Consider the following 15,165-nt stretch of genomic DNA (forward strand, 5'->3'; position numbering starts at 1 on the left):
GCCGCACCGCGGAAGAAAAAGTGTGACAACAACCAGGGCACCGACCAAAGTAGCAATGCCGACCACAAAAAAGGCATTCCAGTTGATGTTCATTTCGTGCTCCTGATTTTCGGCTGACGACCAGCGCGCTTGACGATGTCAGCAGCCGCCTCAACCTCGGCAACGCCGCTAATGTCGTGACCCTTGCTGCGCCGCGAGTACAAGAAGATTGCTGCTACGCCAGCCACACCGAGCACCGCGTCGATGATCAATCCGACAAGGCCAAGCTGCGCAATGAATGCGGCAATGGCACCGACTATTGCTGCCGCAGGCAAAGTGAACAACCAGCCCACAGCAATTTTTCCGGCCAGCCGCCAGCGCACCACCGCGCCAGGACGGCCCAAGCCGGAGCCAATAACCGATCCAGAAGCGACCTGCGTGGTAGACAGGGCGAAACCCAGGTGCGATGAAGCCAGAATTGCGGCAGCGGTGGAGGTCTCTGCGGCAAAGCCTTGTGCGGGCTTGACCTCGGCGAGGCCGGTGCCAAAAGTTTTGATAATTCGCCAGCCGCCCGAATAGGTGCCTAGCGCAATCGCCAATGCACAGGAGGCAATAACCCAGAATTGTGGGTCGTTACCGGCTGCTTGATACCCATCAGAAACCAAGACCAGGGTAATAACACCCATGGTTTTCTGAGCGTCGTTCGTGCCGTGCGCTAACGCAACTAATGAGGAGGAAAAATCTGTGCGTGCCGGAATCCACCACGCCGGCTTGGCAGGTTGCTGCCACTTTCGGCAACTCGCTGAGTGATCGCATAAGCCACCAGCGTGCAAACGAAGGCAACGAATCCGGCTACCACCGGTGCCAGCAGCGCCGGCAAAATCACGTTGCTCAGTAGCACGCGGTAATTGACTACACCGAAACCGGCACCGACAATAGCCGCGCCAATGAGACCACCGAACAAGGCATGCGAAGAGCTCGAAGGTAAGCCCAGCATCCACGTCAGCATGTTCCAAAGCACAGCGCCAAGTAAGCCTGCAAAGATGAATGCTGGCGTGATACTGACGCCACCGGACCCCTCTTTGAGCAGGTTTCCGGAAATAGTCTTGGCAACCTCAGTCGAGAGAAACGCGCCAACAAGGTTTAAAACTGCTGCCAACCCGACGGCGACTTTGGGCTTGATTGCCCCGGTCGCGATCGGCGTCGCCATCGCATTCGCCGTGTCATGAAAACCATTGGTGAAGTCGAAAAACAGTGCGACTGCGATCACCAAAACGACGATGACCATTAAGTCCACGAGGACCCCTGACTTTGCCTTACAACGAACACGACCAAGAACGGGTCAGGCAATCTGTGCCACCGGACCTTGAAGATCATATCCTCAGTTTGCTGAGAGTTATCCAGATGCGATTCTTAGTCTGCTGCCTCAAGCAACAGTTCTAAACCCCGTTGGACTTTTGGTCCTGAGCCGCGGCTGCCCGCCTTCTTGGCCCTGAAAGACTTGGTTTGGCCGTCAGGGCGTGCCAGCCTATAGCTATGACTCATAGTGACGACGCGCACTCGAAGGCGCCAAACCCTTTCGAAAAACAACTGACCGATGCCGGAGTTCCCGCAGAATTTCATCAGATGTTAAGCCAACATAGCCTGGGTACTCTGACGGTAAAGCTCGGAATCAAGTTCTTGGAATTGAGCGTCGAGCGCGTGGTTGCCACCATGCCGGTGGAAGGTAATACTCAAGTCACCGGTATCCTGCACGGCGGGGCGCATGTGGTTCTGGCAGAAACGCTCGGTTCGTTCGCGGCCGGAATCCATGCAGGCTTTGGCAATCGGCAAGCTCTGGGTGTTGAAATTGGCGCAAGCCATCACCGGGCAGCGGCTCAAGGCTTAGTCACCGGAACATGCACACCGATTCACCTTGGCAGAACGTTGACCACCCATGAAATCGTGATGACTGATGAACAGGGCAGACGGCTCTCCACGGTTCGAATGACTAATATGATCCGTGAGGTACAACCCAATAACGCCGCGAAATGACCGACAGAGAACCGTCTAATACGAGGAACATTCTTCCACACGAGGCGAGCCGAGTTCTCATCTACGGCGTGACCGGTTCTGGAAAATCCACCTTAGCCATTGTTTTGAGCAAAATCAGCGGCATCGAAGCGCACTTGGTCGACGAAGAGTTCGGTTGGCTACCAAACTGGACATCGCGACCGCCAGTAGAGATTCGTGAGTTGGTAGCGCCGGTAGTCGCCGGCGACGCCTGGATCTTTGATTCGGCGTACGCCACCTTTCGAGATTTAGTCACGCCCCGAGCTCAACTCATTCTTGGCCTGGATTACTCACGGGCACGCACCCTGGCCCAACTACTTCGTCGGACGGTCAAACGAATCATCAGCAAAGAGCCTGTTTGCAATGGCAACATCGAAACGTGGCGAAGTCTGTTGTCGAAGGACTCGATCGTGGCCTGGTATTTCAAGTCATTCAACCGCAAGCGCTCCACGATGCGCCAACTGGCCAAAACAGCCAGCATTGTGCCCAGAGTCTTGTTGTTTAAGAATCCTCGTCAGACGGCAGACTGGTTAAATTCGCTCAAAGCCGCCGCCGAGTCCCGGAACCGGTAACGAAGCTCAACCATTCCTTTGCCAAACACGGTGTGCTCTAAAAGCTCCAGCGGCAAGGTTGGGCTTTTCAACGGTAATAAGGGCTTGCCCGCGCCGAGCACCGTCGGAATGAGAGTCAGCAACATCTCGTCTAGCAGACCCAATTCTTGGAATTGCGCCACCAGGTTGCCACCGCCAACCAACCAGAGGTTCTTCTCCCCCCCCCCCCCCCGCGGCAAGGAGCGCGTCCCGATGTACCGGAGCAACGTCGCCAGCCACGAAACGAATATCCGCACCGGTAAATGTAGTGAGGTCAGGCAATTCTGTGTGGCTGAACACCCAGGTGGGTACGTCCGGGTAAGGCCAGGCGTCAAGATCTTGACTGAGTAGAAAACGAAAGGTGTCGGCGCCCATCATGAGGGCACCGACACCGTCGTAAAAACGCTGATAAGCAGCTTCCTGGCCATCTGCACCGTTGAATTCAAAGAGCCAGGCTAAGTCGTCATCAGCTGTGGCAATAAAACCATCGAGGCTGGCGGCGACAAAATACTGCGTTGAGTTCATAATCTTCACAGTAGGCGAAGGCCCCGACAGTTTGGATCACCAGTCTGTTGAGATGGGAAGCTAGCTATTTCACTCGCCGGCAAATGCCGGAACTTCGTCCTTCTTTTGGCTAGTCTTCTTCGGTTTGACGAAGAAAATCGCTGCGAGTACGCCAACCAAAATCACCGCGGCGGGTACAAACATTGACTGCCCCATCGCCGTCGAGAATCCGGCACGCAAGAACTCTGGCAAAGGACCTTCGCCGGCAGGTGCGGCACCAGCAGGTGCGTGCGGCAAGTTCTCGTTGAGCCGAGCTTGCATCACCGCAGCAATTGCTGCCGAACCCAAAACAGCACCAATTTGGCGAGTTGTGTTGAATACGCCAGAACCAGCGCCAGCCAGCCTTGGGTCAAGGTTCCGGGTAGCGGTCATCGAGACCGGAGCCCAGATTCCCGCATTTGCGAACCCGAATAATGCGATCGGGAACAACAGCAGCCAAATCGGCACGTCAGCGGTAAGGATTGATCCCATCCAGAACAGCGCTACGGACAAGATTGCAAAGCCGCCAATTGCGAAATAGCGAGGATCTACCTTGTTGAGCAGCTTGCCAACCACGGGTGCCAAACCGCCAGAAATCAGCGCCATCGGCACCAAAAGCAATGCAGCCTGGGTGGGCGTCAGCGTGCGGACGTTCTGAGCATAAAGCATCAGCGGCAACACCATCGAGGTGATGGTGAACCCCGTTGCGGAGATCGCCAAGTTAGCCAGCGAGAAATTCCGATCCTTGAAAAGAACCAAAGGCAACAACGGTTCCGCCCGGTTGAGACGCTGCCAAATAACAAACAACACCATCAACACAATGCCGGTAATGATGAGGGACCAGATGGGGATCGGTCCAGTAATCTTGCCCCAGTTGTAGGATTCTGCTTCTTGGATACCGAAGACTATGCAGAACAGACCTAAACCGCTAAGCACCACGCCAAGCCAGTCAAAGCGGTGCGCCGTGGTGGGCAGCGTCGGAACGAGTCGTGCGGCAAAGATGAATCCAATCACACCGACCGGAACGTTGATGTAGAAGATCCATTCCCAACCGGCGGCATCAACCAATACTCCACCCAAGATCGGACCAACCAAGGTGGCAACACCGGCCACGGAACCCCAGAGTCCCATCGCTGAGCCACGGCGTTCTGTCGGGAAAACCCGGGTGATGACGGCCATCGTTTGCGGCGTCATCAGAGCTGCACCAAGTCCTTGAACAACCCGCGCCAAGATCAACATCTCAATGCTGTTGGACAATCCACACCAGGCTGAGGACAGTGTGAAGACGACCAACCCGATCAAATAGATGTTTTTCGGGCCGAAGCGGTCGCCCAAGCGGCCGGTGATCAGCAATGGAACGACATAAGCCAAAAGATAGGCTCTGGTTACCCAGACCGCCTGATTAATATCGGCGTCGAAGCTCTTCATAATTGATGGCATCGCCACCGTAACAATGGTCGAATCGACCAAAATCATAAAGAAGCCGATGACAAGCGACCAAAGCGCCGGCCATGCTCTTGCATGTTGATTCATGATTTTTCCTTGAAAGTGTCAGTGTGGGTGTTTGCGGTAAGTAAATGTGGCGCTTCAGCGACGATTCTGGGGAAGATCGACCAGATGATCTTGCCTTGCTCCAGATCGACGATGATGCCGTCTAACCAGGCCAGCTCTGCCTGAAGCATCGCGAGCGAGTATTCGTAATTCAAATAAAACTGCCGAATTTCGGCATCTACTCCGGTGAGTAGCGTTTCGGTTTTGGCGGCTTGTTCACGCAGCGATACTTGCCGCTCTCGCAGTAAGCCGACCACTTGTTCTGCCGGTAAATCATGAGCTTCAGCGATTCCTCGGCGGAATCCCGGGTATTCATTGACTACTTCGCGAAGCAGAAAGCTCACGTGTCCGTGCAGAGCTTCGTAGCCAGCGGGCAAAATCGTGTACCTGAATCGCCCCGGTGTGTCCGGAGACTTTCTTGTTTGAGAGGATCAGGACATGGCAGGGAAAACTACGACACGGTATCCGCAGGAGTTGAAGGATCATACGGTGCGCATGGTGGCGGAGATGGAGGGTGCGTCTTCGGCGTGGGCGGCGATGCAAAAAGTTGCCCAGCTTTTGGGTGTGGGTGTGCCGGAAACGGTGCGTAAATGGGTCCGGCAAGCCGAGATCGATGTTGGTACTAGAACTGGAACAACGAGCACGGAATCGGCCGAGCTGAAACGGTTACGGCGTGAGAACGCTGAGCTGAAACGGGCGAACGCGATCCTTCGGAGTGCTTCAGCTTTTTTCGCGGTCGAACTCGACCGCCACAAAACTGATCGTGAAATACATCAAGGACCATGCCGGTCACCGCGAGAATAATGGATTGCGGTGGGGTGTCGAGTCGATCTGCCAGGTGCTTACTGGGACGGGGTGAAGACCACCCCGTCCACGTACTACGAATGGGTGGATAAAACACGATCTCACCGAGAACAACGTGATGAGGTGCTCAAGCCCGTGATCCAGAAGGTGTATGCCGCTAATTACGGGGTTTACGGCACCAGGAAAGTCTGGTTGGCGATGAACCGTGAAGGTGTGCCGGTGGCCAGGTGCACGGTAGAACGGCTCATGGGGTTACTTGGCATACAGGGTGTGGTCCGTGGCAAGGTCAAACGCACCACGATCAAAGACTCGAAGGCGGCCCGAGCGAAGGACTTGGTCCGCCGTGATTTCACACCAACGGCACCGGATCGGCTATGGGTAGATGATTTCACCTATGTTTCGACCTGGTCCGGGTGGGTCTATGTTGCCTTCGTGATCGATGCCTACTCTCGGAGGATCCTGGGCTGGTCAGCGAGTGCTTCTATGAACACCGTGCTAGTGCTCAACGCAGTTAATCAGGCAATCTGGAGTCGTGAACGGGCCGGGGCTGAGATTTCCGGGGTGATTCATCATCACGATGCCGGGGCTCAATACGCCTCCTTGGCCTTCACCGAACGCCTGGCCCAGGCCGGTATCCGCCCCTCGATCGGTTCTGTGGGTGATAGTTACGACAACGCCTTGGCGGAAACCATCAACGGGCTTTATAAGACCGAGCTGATCAAACCCGGCAAGCCCTGGCGGACTCTAGAAGAAGTCGAAATCGGCACCGCTGAATGGGCCGATTGGTACAACCACCGAAGGCTCTACCAGTACTGCGGAGACATCCCACCAGTAGAGCTAGAAAACCACTACTACAATCACTACCAGAGCACGGCAGCCGCCGACAGGCTCATCGTCTGAGAAACCCTCCGGACACACCGGAGCGATTCATGCCTCGTACGGGTGCATCGGGCGCTCCATGACGAGACCAAGCACCGCTGCACCCAAGGGCGTGACCTCGACCATGGCATTGCCTTTCTACAAGATTGATTAGATCGGATGAATTATTCCAACTGGAATATATCAAGATTGATTACCCCGTGCAACTATGATCTGCAAAAGATTGACGTGATCCGGCCCACATGGTTGTCTAATAGTCATCTGGTCAGACCACTGAAATATCTTCTCGCGAAGGCGGCTCAGCATGCGAACGACGGCGTACCCAGACGGACTGCCAATTGGCGAAACTTGCCTAGCATGCCAGGATTCGAGCCCCGTACAGTTCCCTTTCGACGGAACGGTGATTGGCCAAGCGCCGTGCGGAAATACTGCGAACGCCAGTTCCGCCGTAGATTTCGCGGCAGCTGTGGCACCGGTTGTTGCGGCGCTCAGTGCCGGTAAACGTCGCAGAATTCTGCACCACGTTGCCGCCGCTTTAGCGACGCATCAAGATCAGCTCATCGATTTGCTGGTCTTAGAAACCGGAAAGCCTCTTGTTGACTGTCGAATAGAACTCTCCCGAAGCCTAGCCACTTGGACCGCCTCGGCTGAAGAGGTGGCCCAGCTGCACGGTGAGACCGTTCCGCTCGATGTGCAGCAAGCCGGTGAAGGCATGTTTGGCTACTGGACCCGCCAACCGGCCGGCGTCGTCGTCGGAATCACTGGCTTCAACTATCCGTTGTTACTTGCCTCGCACAAACTAGCTCCTGCCCTGGCCGCGGGCTGCCCGGTCATAGTCAAGCCAGCACCGCAAACACCGCTGAGTACCTTGTGGCTGGTAAACCTCATCCGGCAAGCGCTTGCTTCCGAAGACGTCCCGTTGAGCTCCGTCCAAGCTGTCACCGGCGGCGTGGACGTGGGCGAAACCCTAGTCAGCGATGCCAGGGCGCCGTCGTCTCGTTTACTGGCTCAGCTGCCGTGGGGCACCAAATTGCCCGAAGCGCCGCACCCCGGAAAGCCGTTCTAGAACTTGACTCGAATGCGGCAATGATCATCGCGGCCGACGCCGACCTGCCTGCAGCCGTTGATGCCGTGCTTCGCGGCGGCTTTTACGCCAGTGGCCAAGCCTGCATCTCAGTGCAGCGGGTGATTGTGGAGGCAGCGATTGCTGATGAGTTTGAAACTGCTTTAGTTGCCGCCATGCCTCAGGTAATTTATGGCGATCCTCGAGCGGAAACTACCCGAATTGCGCCACTGATCGACGCCCAGGCAACTTCGCGCGTGCACGATTGGCTTGCGGCCGCGAGCAACGCTGGCGCGAGAACGATCTATTCCGGTGCCGCCAATGCGTCCGCGGCAAAAGCCCAGCTCCCGCCCACGGTGCTAGCAGACGTGCCTAGCAGCGCGCTGGCTTGGCGGGAAGAAATCTTTGGTCCCGTCGTCTGCTTACGCAGCGTGCCAAACTTCGAGGCAGCAATTACGCTGGCGAACGACTCTCGCTACGGACTGCAAGCCGCAGTGTTCACTTCTTCTTTGAAACAAGCAATGACCGCGATTGACCAGTTGCAGGTGGGTGGCGTCGTAGTGAACGACGTCCCCGGCTTTCGCTCCGACATCATGCCCTATGGCGGAATCAAAGACTCCGGCATCGGCCGTGAGGGGCCGCGATTCGCGATCGAAGAACTGACCGTGACCAAAATGGCGATCATTCGCCCCTGACTTTCTGCGAGGACATCATGGACTATCGCGAGCTTTTTTCGTTACGGGACCGCACAGCACTGGTTGTTGGCGCTGGCAGTGGAATTGGCCGCGAGGCAGCAGCAGCCCTCGCGGCACGCGGCGGCGGCAGTATAATTGGCTTTTCTTCCATCCGTGCCAGCACAGTGGAAGCGGGCCAGGGCGTGTATGCGGCGAGTAAAGCCGGGCTAGTGCAATTGATCCGGACGGCGGCAGCCGAGTTTGGCCCATCACGCGTTCGGGTAAACGCGATTGCTCCTGGCGTGGTGGAAAAGCCGCTCACCGCTCAGATCAAAGCAAATCCGGATTGGTTCCGCGCTTACGCTAATAAGAGCGCATTGGCGCGGTGGTCTCAGCCCGAGGAGCTGGCTGGCGCGGTGGTGTATCTTGCCTCTGATGCGGCCAGTTTCGTCACCGGATCAGTGTTGACGGTCGACGGCGGTTGGACCGCAATTGACGGACGCTTCGATCCGCCGGCCTAATAGCTTACCAGGAGTTCTGCCCAATCCGGAATTGCTGATTCTGGCCGATTCGCTTCATACCAAGCTGCGGCGCTCAGCACGCGCTGGTCAGCACCTACTCGGCCGGCAATCTGCACCCCGATTGGCCGACCGTCCGCGGTGAAGCCGCAATTCACGGTCGCCGCTGGTTGATCGGACATATTGTAGGGCGCGGTAAAGGCGATATGACCCATGGTCTGCTCCGGATCATCGTTAGGCATCGGCTGTTCTGCGCCAAAGGCAGCCATTGGTGCTACGGGTGAAATCACGAGATCGTACGGCCAGGTGGCCGCTACCGTGGCCTGCTGAATCGCCGCAATAGCTTCGTAATGGCTGATGGTCGTGGCGCCGTCGAACTCAGAACCGCGAGCGCACCAACGAGCGATATATGGCAGCACCCGGCCTTGATCTTCGACCGTGAGGGCCGCGAAGTCACGATACGAACGAGTGCGCCAGAAATTATCGAGTGAGTCCATGAGCTGCTGGTTGATAAACGGTGGCAGTGACGCGACTTTAGCCCCGGCCTTGGCGAAGACCTCCGCTACGGCAAGTACCGCAGCCGCAATCTCATCATCAACTTCCGCTCCGGCCCCAGCGTCCAAATGGATACCGACCCGCGAATCGATTGGCTGGAAGGCCAAATTCTGCAGCTCCATCTCGGGATAGGGCCGTGCGGTGAAGTCTCGGGCGTCGAACTGAGCTACCACCGAAAGTAAAAGGGCCGCGTCGGAAACGTTGCGCGCGATCGGGCCCGCCGCGCGTCCAAGGTACGGCGCATCGAGCGGCACCAGACCGGCACTAGGTTTGAGTGTGGCCAAGCCTAGCCAGGTTCCGGGAAGCCTAATCGAGCCACCGATGTCAGTACCAAGGTGCAACGGTCCGTAACCAGCGGCAGCGGCAGCGGCTGCCCTGGCTCCGGCGCTAGAGCCACCGGTTGTCCAGTCAGGATTCCAGGGGCTACGACTGATGCCGTGCAAACTTGATACGCTAGATGAGAGCATGCCCCAATCTGGCATCGTGGTGGAGCCAAGGATCACCGCGCCAGATTCCACTAGCCGATCAACTATTGGCGCGTTCGCTACAGCAATCGGTGGATTGGGTAGGGCCGTGCCTGCGGGCATCGGCACACCTTTGCGCGCGATGTTTTCCTTGATCGTCACCGGCACACCATCGAGCGGCCCACGAGCTGCTCCGCTAAGCCAACGCTGGGTGCTTTGCGCCGCCGCGAAGATCGCACCTTCTGCATCTTGCTGATAAAAGGCGTTGAGCGTCGGCTCGCATTCCTCGATTCGAGCTAACACGGCGGCACAGACGTCGCTGGGGCTGAATTCTGCACTGGCGTAACTCGCCGCTAGTTCCGCAGCATTCAAGTCGTGGAGCTTAGTCATCGGGTCATCCTGCTCTGTAGTTCGGAGTGCAGTTGCAGACTAGAGTTCAGCAAGGTCTTGGTGTATTCATGTTGTGGCCGTTCATAGATATCGGCCGCCAAACCCGCTTCCACAATTCGTCCCGCGCTCAGCACAGCTATTTTTTCGCAAAGATGCCGAACCACACCAAGATCATGCGAAACCAGCACCAACGTGAGTTGATACTCCTGGACCAACTCAGCCAAAAGATTCAACACCTGCGCGCGGACTGAAACGTCCAGAGCGCTGACTGGCTCATCAGCGACCAAAACGGCGGGCCGGCAAATCAGCGCCCGCGCTATGGAAATACGTTGCCGCTGGCCACCAGAAATTTCATGGGGATACCGTTCGGCAGACCCTCGGGCCAAGCCGACGGCGTCGAGCATCGTGGCGACTTTCGCCCGTTGTATTTTGCGACTAACTTGTTTGACTCCTGCACCTCGAAGCGGTTCAGAGATGATGTCTTGCACAGTCATCCAAGGGTCCAAAGAACCCAGAGGATCTTGAAAGATCAGCTGCAAATCAAGGCTCGATGCATGCGGATTGTTTCCAGCTACGCTCACGCTGCCCGAGCTGGGCTGATCTAGCCCAGCGAGAATCCGAAGCAAGGTGGATTTGCCCGAGCCAGACTCGCCAACAATGCCCAGGTGCTCCCCTGGCTGCACATCAAAGGAAATGCCACGCAGCGCCGGAACTGATTTTGCCCGGCTGAATAAGGTGCCGCCGCGTTGGTAGTTCCGGGTCAGATCACGAACCGAAATAATCGGCGGGTCCGTAGGCTCGACAGCCGGTTGAACTGTACTCGTGAGTCTATTCGGTTCAACAAGCGACAGCGGCTGGTAGTCACTTGCGGTTGCCACCGTGAAAAGCTTGCCATCGCGATCGGTAGCGCTCAAATCTGAGGCCGTGAGCAGTCCCCTGGTCTAGGGATGTTGCGGACGAAGCAATACTTCTTCGGTGAATCCTTCTTCGACGATTTTGCCGTGATTCATCGCTAACAGCCGATCACAAATATTCGCGACCACGGCTAAATCGTGGGTGATAAACAGCAACCCGGTTCCGCTGGCGCGCACAGATTCCAAAACCAAATCTAAGACCTGACGTTGCACGGTGACATCAAGAGCCGTTGTTGGTTCATCGCAGAGCAACAACGCCGGATCGTTGGCCAAAGCCATCGCAAGCATGACGCGTTGTCGTTGACCTCCAGAGAGCTGGTGGGGATATGCTTTAGCTGCTTCGGCCGGATCCGGTAGCCGAACTTGCGCCAGTAGCTCCAACACTTTCCGGGCTCGTTGTTGGCGCGTTGGCACGCTCCTGTGCACGGCAAGTACCTCGGCAACTTGAGCACCGATCCGCATCAGCGGATTGAGCGCGCTCAGCGGTTCTTGGAAGACCATCGAAATGCTCTGGCCACGAATTGCACTCATTTGCTTTTCGGTAGCGCCCACGAGATCGTGCGAGGCAGCTGAAAATCGAATCGATCCGCTGCTAGAAACCCCTTCGGGCAGTAGCTGCATCAAAGCGGAGGCCGTCATCGACTTTCCGGAACCAGACTCGCCAATCAGCCCTATTCGTTCCCCTCGAGCCATCTGCAGGTTGAAGGACTCTACGAGCGTTTTTTGGCCAGCTCGAATCTGTAGATCTTGAACCGAGGGCAGGGATGCCGCAGCTAGCGGTTGAGCTTGGCTCATGGGCGGACCTGGCTAGATGTGCTCTGGCTAGTTCGGGAATGGTTCAGCTTCGGATCGAAACGGTCGCGAAGTCCGTCACCAAGAAGGTTGAAACCTAGTACTGCAACGGCGATTGCGACGCCGGGCCAGACTGCCAGCATCGGGCTCACACCGAGCAACGACTGCGAGTCCTGCAACATCCTGCCCCAAGACGGCACCGGCGGTGGCGTGCCCAATCCCAAGAAGGACAGCGCAGCTTCGGCAAGTACGGCAATGGCGAACGCGACCGAACATTGCACAATGACCATGCCAGAAATGTTGGGAACGACATGCCGCCGGGCGATCGCGAAGCGAGTTTGCGCTGATGACTTGGCAGCTTGAATATATTCGGTGCTCATCACTTGTAGTGTTCCACTGCGCGCCACTCTGGCGAATCCCGGGATGGAGCCAATGCCAATCGCCAGCATCGCCGTCGTCGTACTTGCACCAAAAACGGCACCGAAGACAACCGCTACCAAGAGCGCGGGAAATGCCAACATAACATCAGAAGCACGCATGATCATTTCGTCAAGCCACCTGCGCCGCATACCGGCGATGATGCCCAGGGGCGTGCCGATCAACAACGCAATTCCGACGGCGACCAGGCCAACCAGCAAGGTAGTACGGGCACCGTAAAGCACGGTGGACAGCACATCGCGACCGTATCGGTCCGTGCCCATCAGATGTTGCCAGCTAGAACCTTGTAATCGGTCGGCCGGGATAGCGTGCAGGGGGCGTACGGCGTCCAAATAAAAGACAGCAGCGCGGCCAGCACAATTACCGTGACAATCAGCAGGCCAAGGCCCAACTGTAGATTGATCCGTTTCACGCTATCGCCGCCCGGCCCAGTCGAATTCGTGGATCAATCACGGTGTACAGCAGATCGACCACTAGATTCACCAACAAAGTAATCGTGACCAGCACCATGACAAGGCTTTGCACAGTTTGCAGATCTCGGTTGGCTACTGAGTCGATGGGCATGCTGCCAAGGCCCGGGAGAACAAAAACCCGTTCCACCACAACAGCACCAATAATCAAGGTGGCAAATTGCACACTAGCTACCGTCAATACCGGAATAGCCGCATTGCGCAAGCCGTGTTTAATCAGCGCCTTACCGGGCTTTAGTCCCTTGGACCGGGCCGTCCGCAGATAGTCCTCATGCATCACTTCCAATACCGCGGAGCGCACGTATCGCGTGAGCACGGCCGCTTGCACAGTGGCGAGCGCAATAACCGGCAAGATCAATCGCCGCAGAAAATCGCCAAAATCATTTCTCGGCGGCGTCCAACCGTTAGCGGGCAACCAGCCTAGCTGAATGGCGAACAGCGCCACCAGCAAGATTCCGGCAAGAAAACCAGGAATTGCCAAACCCAGCTGGCTCGCGCCGCTGACCAGCAGCCCGGAGACCTTTCGGTGATTGACCGCTGCGAAGGTGCCAAAGGGAATCGCCACGAGCAGTGAAAGCAGCATGGCAAGCACTACCAGAATCAGACTTACTTGTAAGCGATCGTTGATGATGGGGCTGATGTCTTGTCGGGTGACAAATGAGGTGCCGAAATGGCCGCTGGGCAGCCCACCGATCCATTCGAAATATTGCACGATGAGCGGTCGATCTGTGCCAAATTCGTGCCGTTTTGCCGCCAAAAGCTCCGGGCTGGCCTTGATGCCCAAAGCAATTTGCGCCGGATCCCCCCCCCCCCCCGCAGCGCACGCAACAGTAAAAAGATTGCGATTGACGCAACAAGAAAGGTTGCTAAGAATCTGGCCAGAAGTACCGAAATCCGAACAATCATGGCGCCCAACTCATGCTGGCCAGATCAAAAGCTTCGGTTGTCGCGTTAGCCGGAATGCCAGTAACGCCGACTTTGGCCAAGATCAGATTGGGGAAAAGGAAAAGCGAGTCCGCGGCCGCATCGTCGGTGATGGTGCGCACAATCTGTTTCATACCTGAGACGTAGCCGTTTTGCTCATCAGCATCGGCTTGAGCGGCCAAATCCTTGATCTTGCTATTGTCATAGCCCAAGTAGTAGTTCGGATTATTGAACATCGTGAGCAGATCATGGCTTTCAACCGCCAGAATCACTGACATTTGGTAATCGTGCCGGGTGAAAACTTTATCTAGCCAAACGGACGGAAATTCTGCCGATTCAATGCTTGCCTGAATGCCGACGTCGGCTAGTTGTGACACCACAATTTCAGAAACCGCTTTGGCATAAGGCCGGTTCGGCACGCTGAAGCTAATCTTGAGATTCCGCACGCCAGCTTGATCAAGCAGCTGCCGCGCTTTCTCTGGATTGTAGGGGTAGCTAGCGCTGAGATCTTCGTAATAGGGATCGGTCGGTGGCACCGGGGCTGACATCACGGTACCGAATCCGCTCCACGCGGTATCCAAGACCGCTTTTCGGTCAAGCGCGTACATTACTGTTTGGCGGACGCGCACGTCGTTGAATGGTGCGGTTTTGTTATTCATCGACAAAATGACTTTGCTGGTGGAGCTGCCCTGGATAACCTGGTACTTGCTGTCTTTGCTGAGAGCTCTGCACCATATCTGGCGCCTGCATGTTGTAGACCAGATCGACGTCGCCCGATTTCAAGGCGTTCGTCGTCGCTACGGCGTCTGAGAAATAGCGCAGCGAAACATGCTTAACCTTGGCTGAACTCCCCCAATAGTCAGGGCGAGCATCCATTTCGATGCTCGCCCTGTGGTTCCATTGCGAAATCACGAACGGACCAGTGCCAATGGCTTTGCTCGCTAGTTTGTCCACACTTGCCGGATCAAACATCGCACCGATCAACGTGCCCATATCGTAAAGCCAGGCATTGGATGGCTTCGCAAGTTGCACCGTGACGTGCAGATCATCGATCACTTCCACAGAAGTGACCACATCCATCTTCTTTTTCAAACTGGAAAGCCAGGCCGGAGATTTCACCCGCTCAATGCTGAACTTGACGTTTGCCGCGGTAAAAGCCGCACCATTGGAGAACTTCACCCCGGGTTGCAAGGCGAAGGTGTAGGCCGTTCGGTCCTGGCTGATCGTCGAAGATTTGGCGAGCAGCGGCTGAATTTGGCCTTGCTGATCGATTTTCACCAGACCTTCGTAGACGTTGTACATCACGGTCTGCGGAATCGCCGCACCGGCGGTGGTCGTGAAATCGAGATTAGCTGGCTCCGAGGTCAGCGCAACTGACAAACCATCGGGGCGTCCGACGGGCGGGCCCAATCTGTTCGACGCCGTGTACCCGGCAGAACAGGCAGAGAGCGCCAAGAGCAGCACTAAACATAAGCCGGTTAGTAGCCGGAATTTCCGGGGGTCCCTCATCAGTTTTCAACCGCTTTTCATCAGTTCAATACTGCCGTTCCAGTGCCGTTCTTTAG

At 56.5% G+C, this 15,165-nt stretch carries 13 protein-coding genes and 4 pseudogenes; 6 read left to right on the plus strand and 11 right to left on the minus strand.

Going from position 1 to position 15,165, the window contains the following annotated elements:
- Nucleotides 1-89: 89 nt before the first annotated feature.
- Nucleotides 90-1,276, minus strand: a pseudogene (locus tag RSAL33209_RS10185) (inorganic phosphate transporter).
- Nucleotides 1,277-1,515: 239 nt separating this feature from the next.
- Between RSAL33209_RS10185 and RSAL33209_RS10190 the strand changes: the two are divergent.
- Together RSAL33209_RS10190 and RSAL33209_RS10195 are read left to right on the plus strand one after the other, a co-directional pair.
- Nucleotides 1,516-2,013, plus strand: a complete 498-nt coding sequence (locus RSAL33209_RS10190) for a hotdog fold thioesterase (protein WP_041684669.1) — start codon at nt 1,516-1,518, stop codon at nt 2,011-2,013.
- On the plus strand, nt 2,010-2,603 hold the full coding sequence (locus RSAL33209_RS10195) for a P-loop NTPase family protein (protein WP_012245703.1): 594 nt from the start codon (nt 2,010-2,012) through the stop codon (nt 2,601-2,603). Before RSAL33209_RS10190 ends, RSAL33209_RS10195 begins: the two co-directional genes overlap by 4 nt.
- Here the strand turns inward: RSAL33209_RS10195 and RSAL33209_RS19685 are convergent.
- From RSAL33209_RS19685 to RSAL33209_RS10210, 3 genes are all read right to left on the minus strand, one after another.
- Nucleotides 2,546-2,878 carry a dihydrofolate reductase family protein gene (locus RSAL33209_RS19685; protein ID WP_325050034.1) on the minus strand — a complete coding sequence of 111 codons (333 nt, stop codon included), beginning with the start codon at nt 2,876-2,878 and terminating at the stop codon, nt 2,546-2,548. The genes RSAL33209_RS10195 and RSAL33209_RS19685 overlap by 58 nt on opposite strands.
- Before the next feature lie 337 nt (nt 2,879-3,215).
- Nucleotides 3,216-4,697 (minus strand): DHA2 family efflux MFS transporter permease subunit, encoded by a 1,482-nt coding sequence (locus RSAL33209_RS10205; protein ID WP_012245705.1) that lies wholly within the window; start codon nt 4,695-4,697, stop codon nt 3,216-3,218.
- A complete protein-coding gene (locus tag RSAL33209_RS10210; RefSeq protein ID WP_145962073.1) occupies nt 4,694-5,059 on the minus strand; it encodes a hypothetical protein in 366 nt (121 codons plus the stop codon). The genes RSAL33209_RS10205 and RSAL33209_RS10210 overlap by 4 nt, the downstream gene beginning before the upstream one ends.
- Before the next feature lie 94 nt (nt 5,060-5,153).
- On the opposite strand from RSAL33209_RS10210, the pseudogene RSAL33209_RS17130 reads away from it, so the two are divergent.
- The 4 genes and pseudogenes from RSAL33209_RS17130 to RSAL33209_RS10230 all read left to right on the plus strand — a co-directional run.
- Nucleotides 5,154-6,419, plus strand: a pseudogene (locus RSAL33209_RS17130) (IS3 family transposase).
- Nucleotides 6,420-6,702: 283 nt separating this feature from the next.
- Complete coding sequence (locus tag RSAL33209_RS19280) at nt 6,703-7,464, plus strand: aldehyde dehydrogenase family protein (protein WP_267895895.1); 762 nt, start codon at nt 6,703-6,705, stop codon at nt 7,462-7,464.
- Nucleotides 7,416-8,156: an aldehyde dehydrogenase family protein gene (locus tag RSAL33209_RS19285; RefSeq protein ID WP_267895896.1), complete on the plus strand. Its 741-nt coding sequence runs from the start codon at nt 7,416-7,418 to the stop codon at nt 8,154-8,156. Before RSAL33209_RS19280 ends, RSAL33209_RS19285 begins: the two co-directional genes overlap by 49 nt.
- Before the next feature lie 104 nt (nt 8,157-8,260).
- Nucleotides 8,261-8,656: pseudogene (locus RSAL33209_RS10230) on the plus strand (SDR family NAD(P)-dependent oxidoreductase); the annotation flags it as partial.
- Here RSAL33209_RS10230 and RSAL33209_RS10235 read toward each other — a convergent pair.
- The 7 genes and pseudogenes from RSAL33209_RS10235 to RSAL33209_RS18785 form a co-directional block, all read right to left on the minus strand.
- Nucleotides 8,653-10,062: an amidase gene (locus RSAL33209_RS10235; RefSeq protein WP_012245709.1), complete on the minus strand. Its 1,410-nt coding sequence runs from the start codon at nt 10,060-10,062 to the stop codon at nt 8,653-8,655. The pseudogene RSAL33209_RS10230 and the gene RSAL33209_RS10235 overlap by 4 nt on opposite strands.
- Nucleotides 10,059-10,976 (minus strand): ABC transporter ATP-binding protein, encoded by a 918-nt coding sequence (locus tag RSAL33209_RS19690; protein ID WP_012245710.1) that lies wholly within the window; start codon nt 10,974-10,976, stop codon nt 10,059-10,061. The genes RSAL33209_RS10235 and RSAL33209_RS19690 overlap by 4 nt, the downstream gene beginning before the upstream one ends.
- A gap of 27 nt (nt 10,977-11,003) precedes the next feature.
- Nucleotides 11,004-11,771, minus strand: a complete 768-nt coding sequence (locus RSAL33209_RS19695) for an ATP-binding cassette domain-containing protein (protein ID WP_012245711.1) — start codon at nt 11,769-11,771, stop codon at nt 11,004-11,006.
- A pseudogene (locus tag RSAL33209_RS10250) lies at nt 11,768-12,618 on the minus strand (ABC transporter permease). Before RSAL33209_RS10250 ends, RSAL33209_RS19695 begins: the two are co-directional and overlap by 4 nt.
- Nucleotides 12,615-13,460, minus strand: a complete 846-nt coding sequence (locus RSAL33209_RS10255; RefSeq protein WP_012245714.1) for an ABC transporter permease — start codon at nt 13,458-13,460, stop codon at nt 12,615-12,617. Before RSAL33209_RS10255 ends, RSAL33209_RS10250 begins: the two are co-directional and overlap by 4 nt.
- A 118-nt stretch (nt 13,461-13,578) precedes the next feature.
- The gene (locus RSAL33209_RS18780) at nt 13,579-14,259 is read right to left on the minus strand and encodes an ABC transporter substrate-binding protein (protein ID WP_233494173.1); all 681 of its coding nucleotides are present in this window, start codon (nt 14,257-14,259) and stop codon (nt 13,579-13,581) included.
- A complete protein-coding gene (locus RSAL33209_RS18785) occupies nt 14,252-15,109 on the minus strand; it encodes an ABC transporter substrate-binding protein (RefSeq protein ID WP_012245716.1) in 858 nt (285 codons plus the stop codon). Before RSAL33209_RS18785 ends, RSAL33209_RS18780 begins: the two co-directional genes overlap by 8 nt.
- Nucleotides 15,110-15,165: the final 56 nt, after the last annotated feature.

Source organism: Renibacterium salmoninarum ATCC 33209 (assembly GCF_000018885.1).
Taxonomy (GTDB): Bacteria; Actinomycetota; Actinomycetes; order Actinomycetales; family Micrococcaceae; genus Renibacterium; species Renibacterium salmoninarum.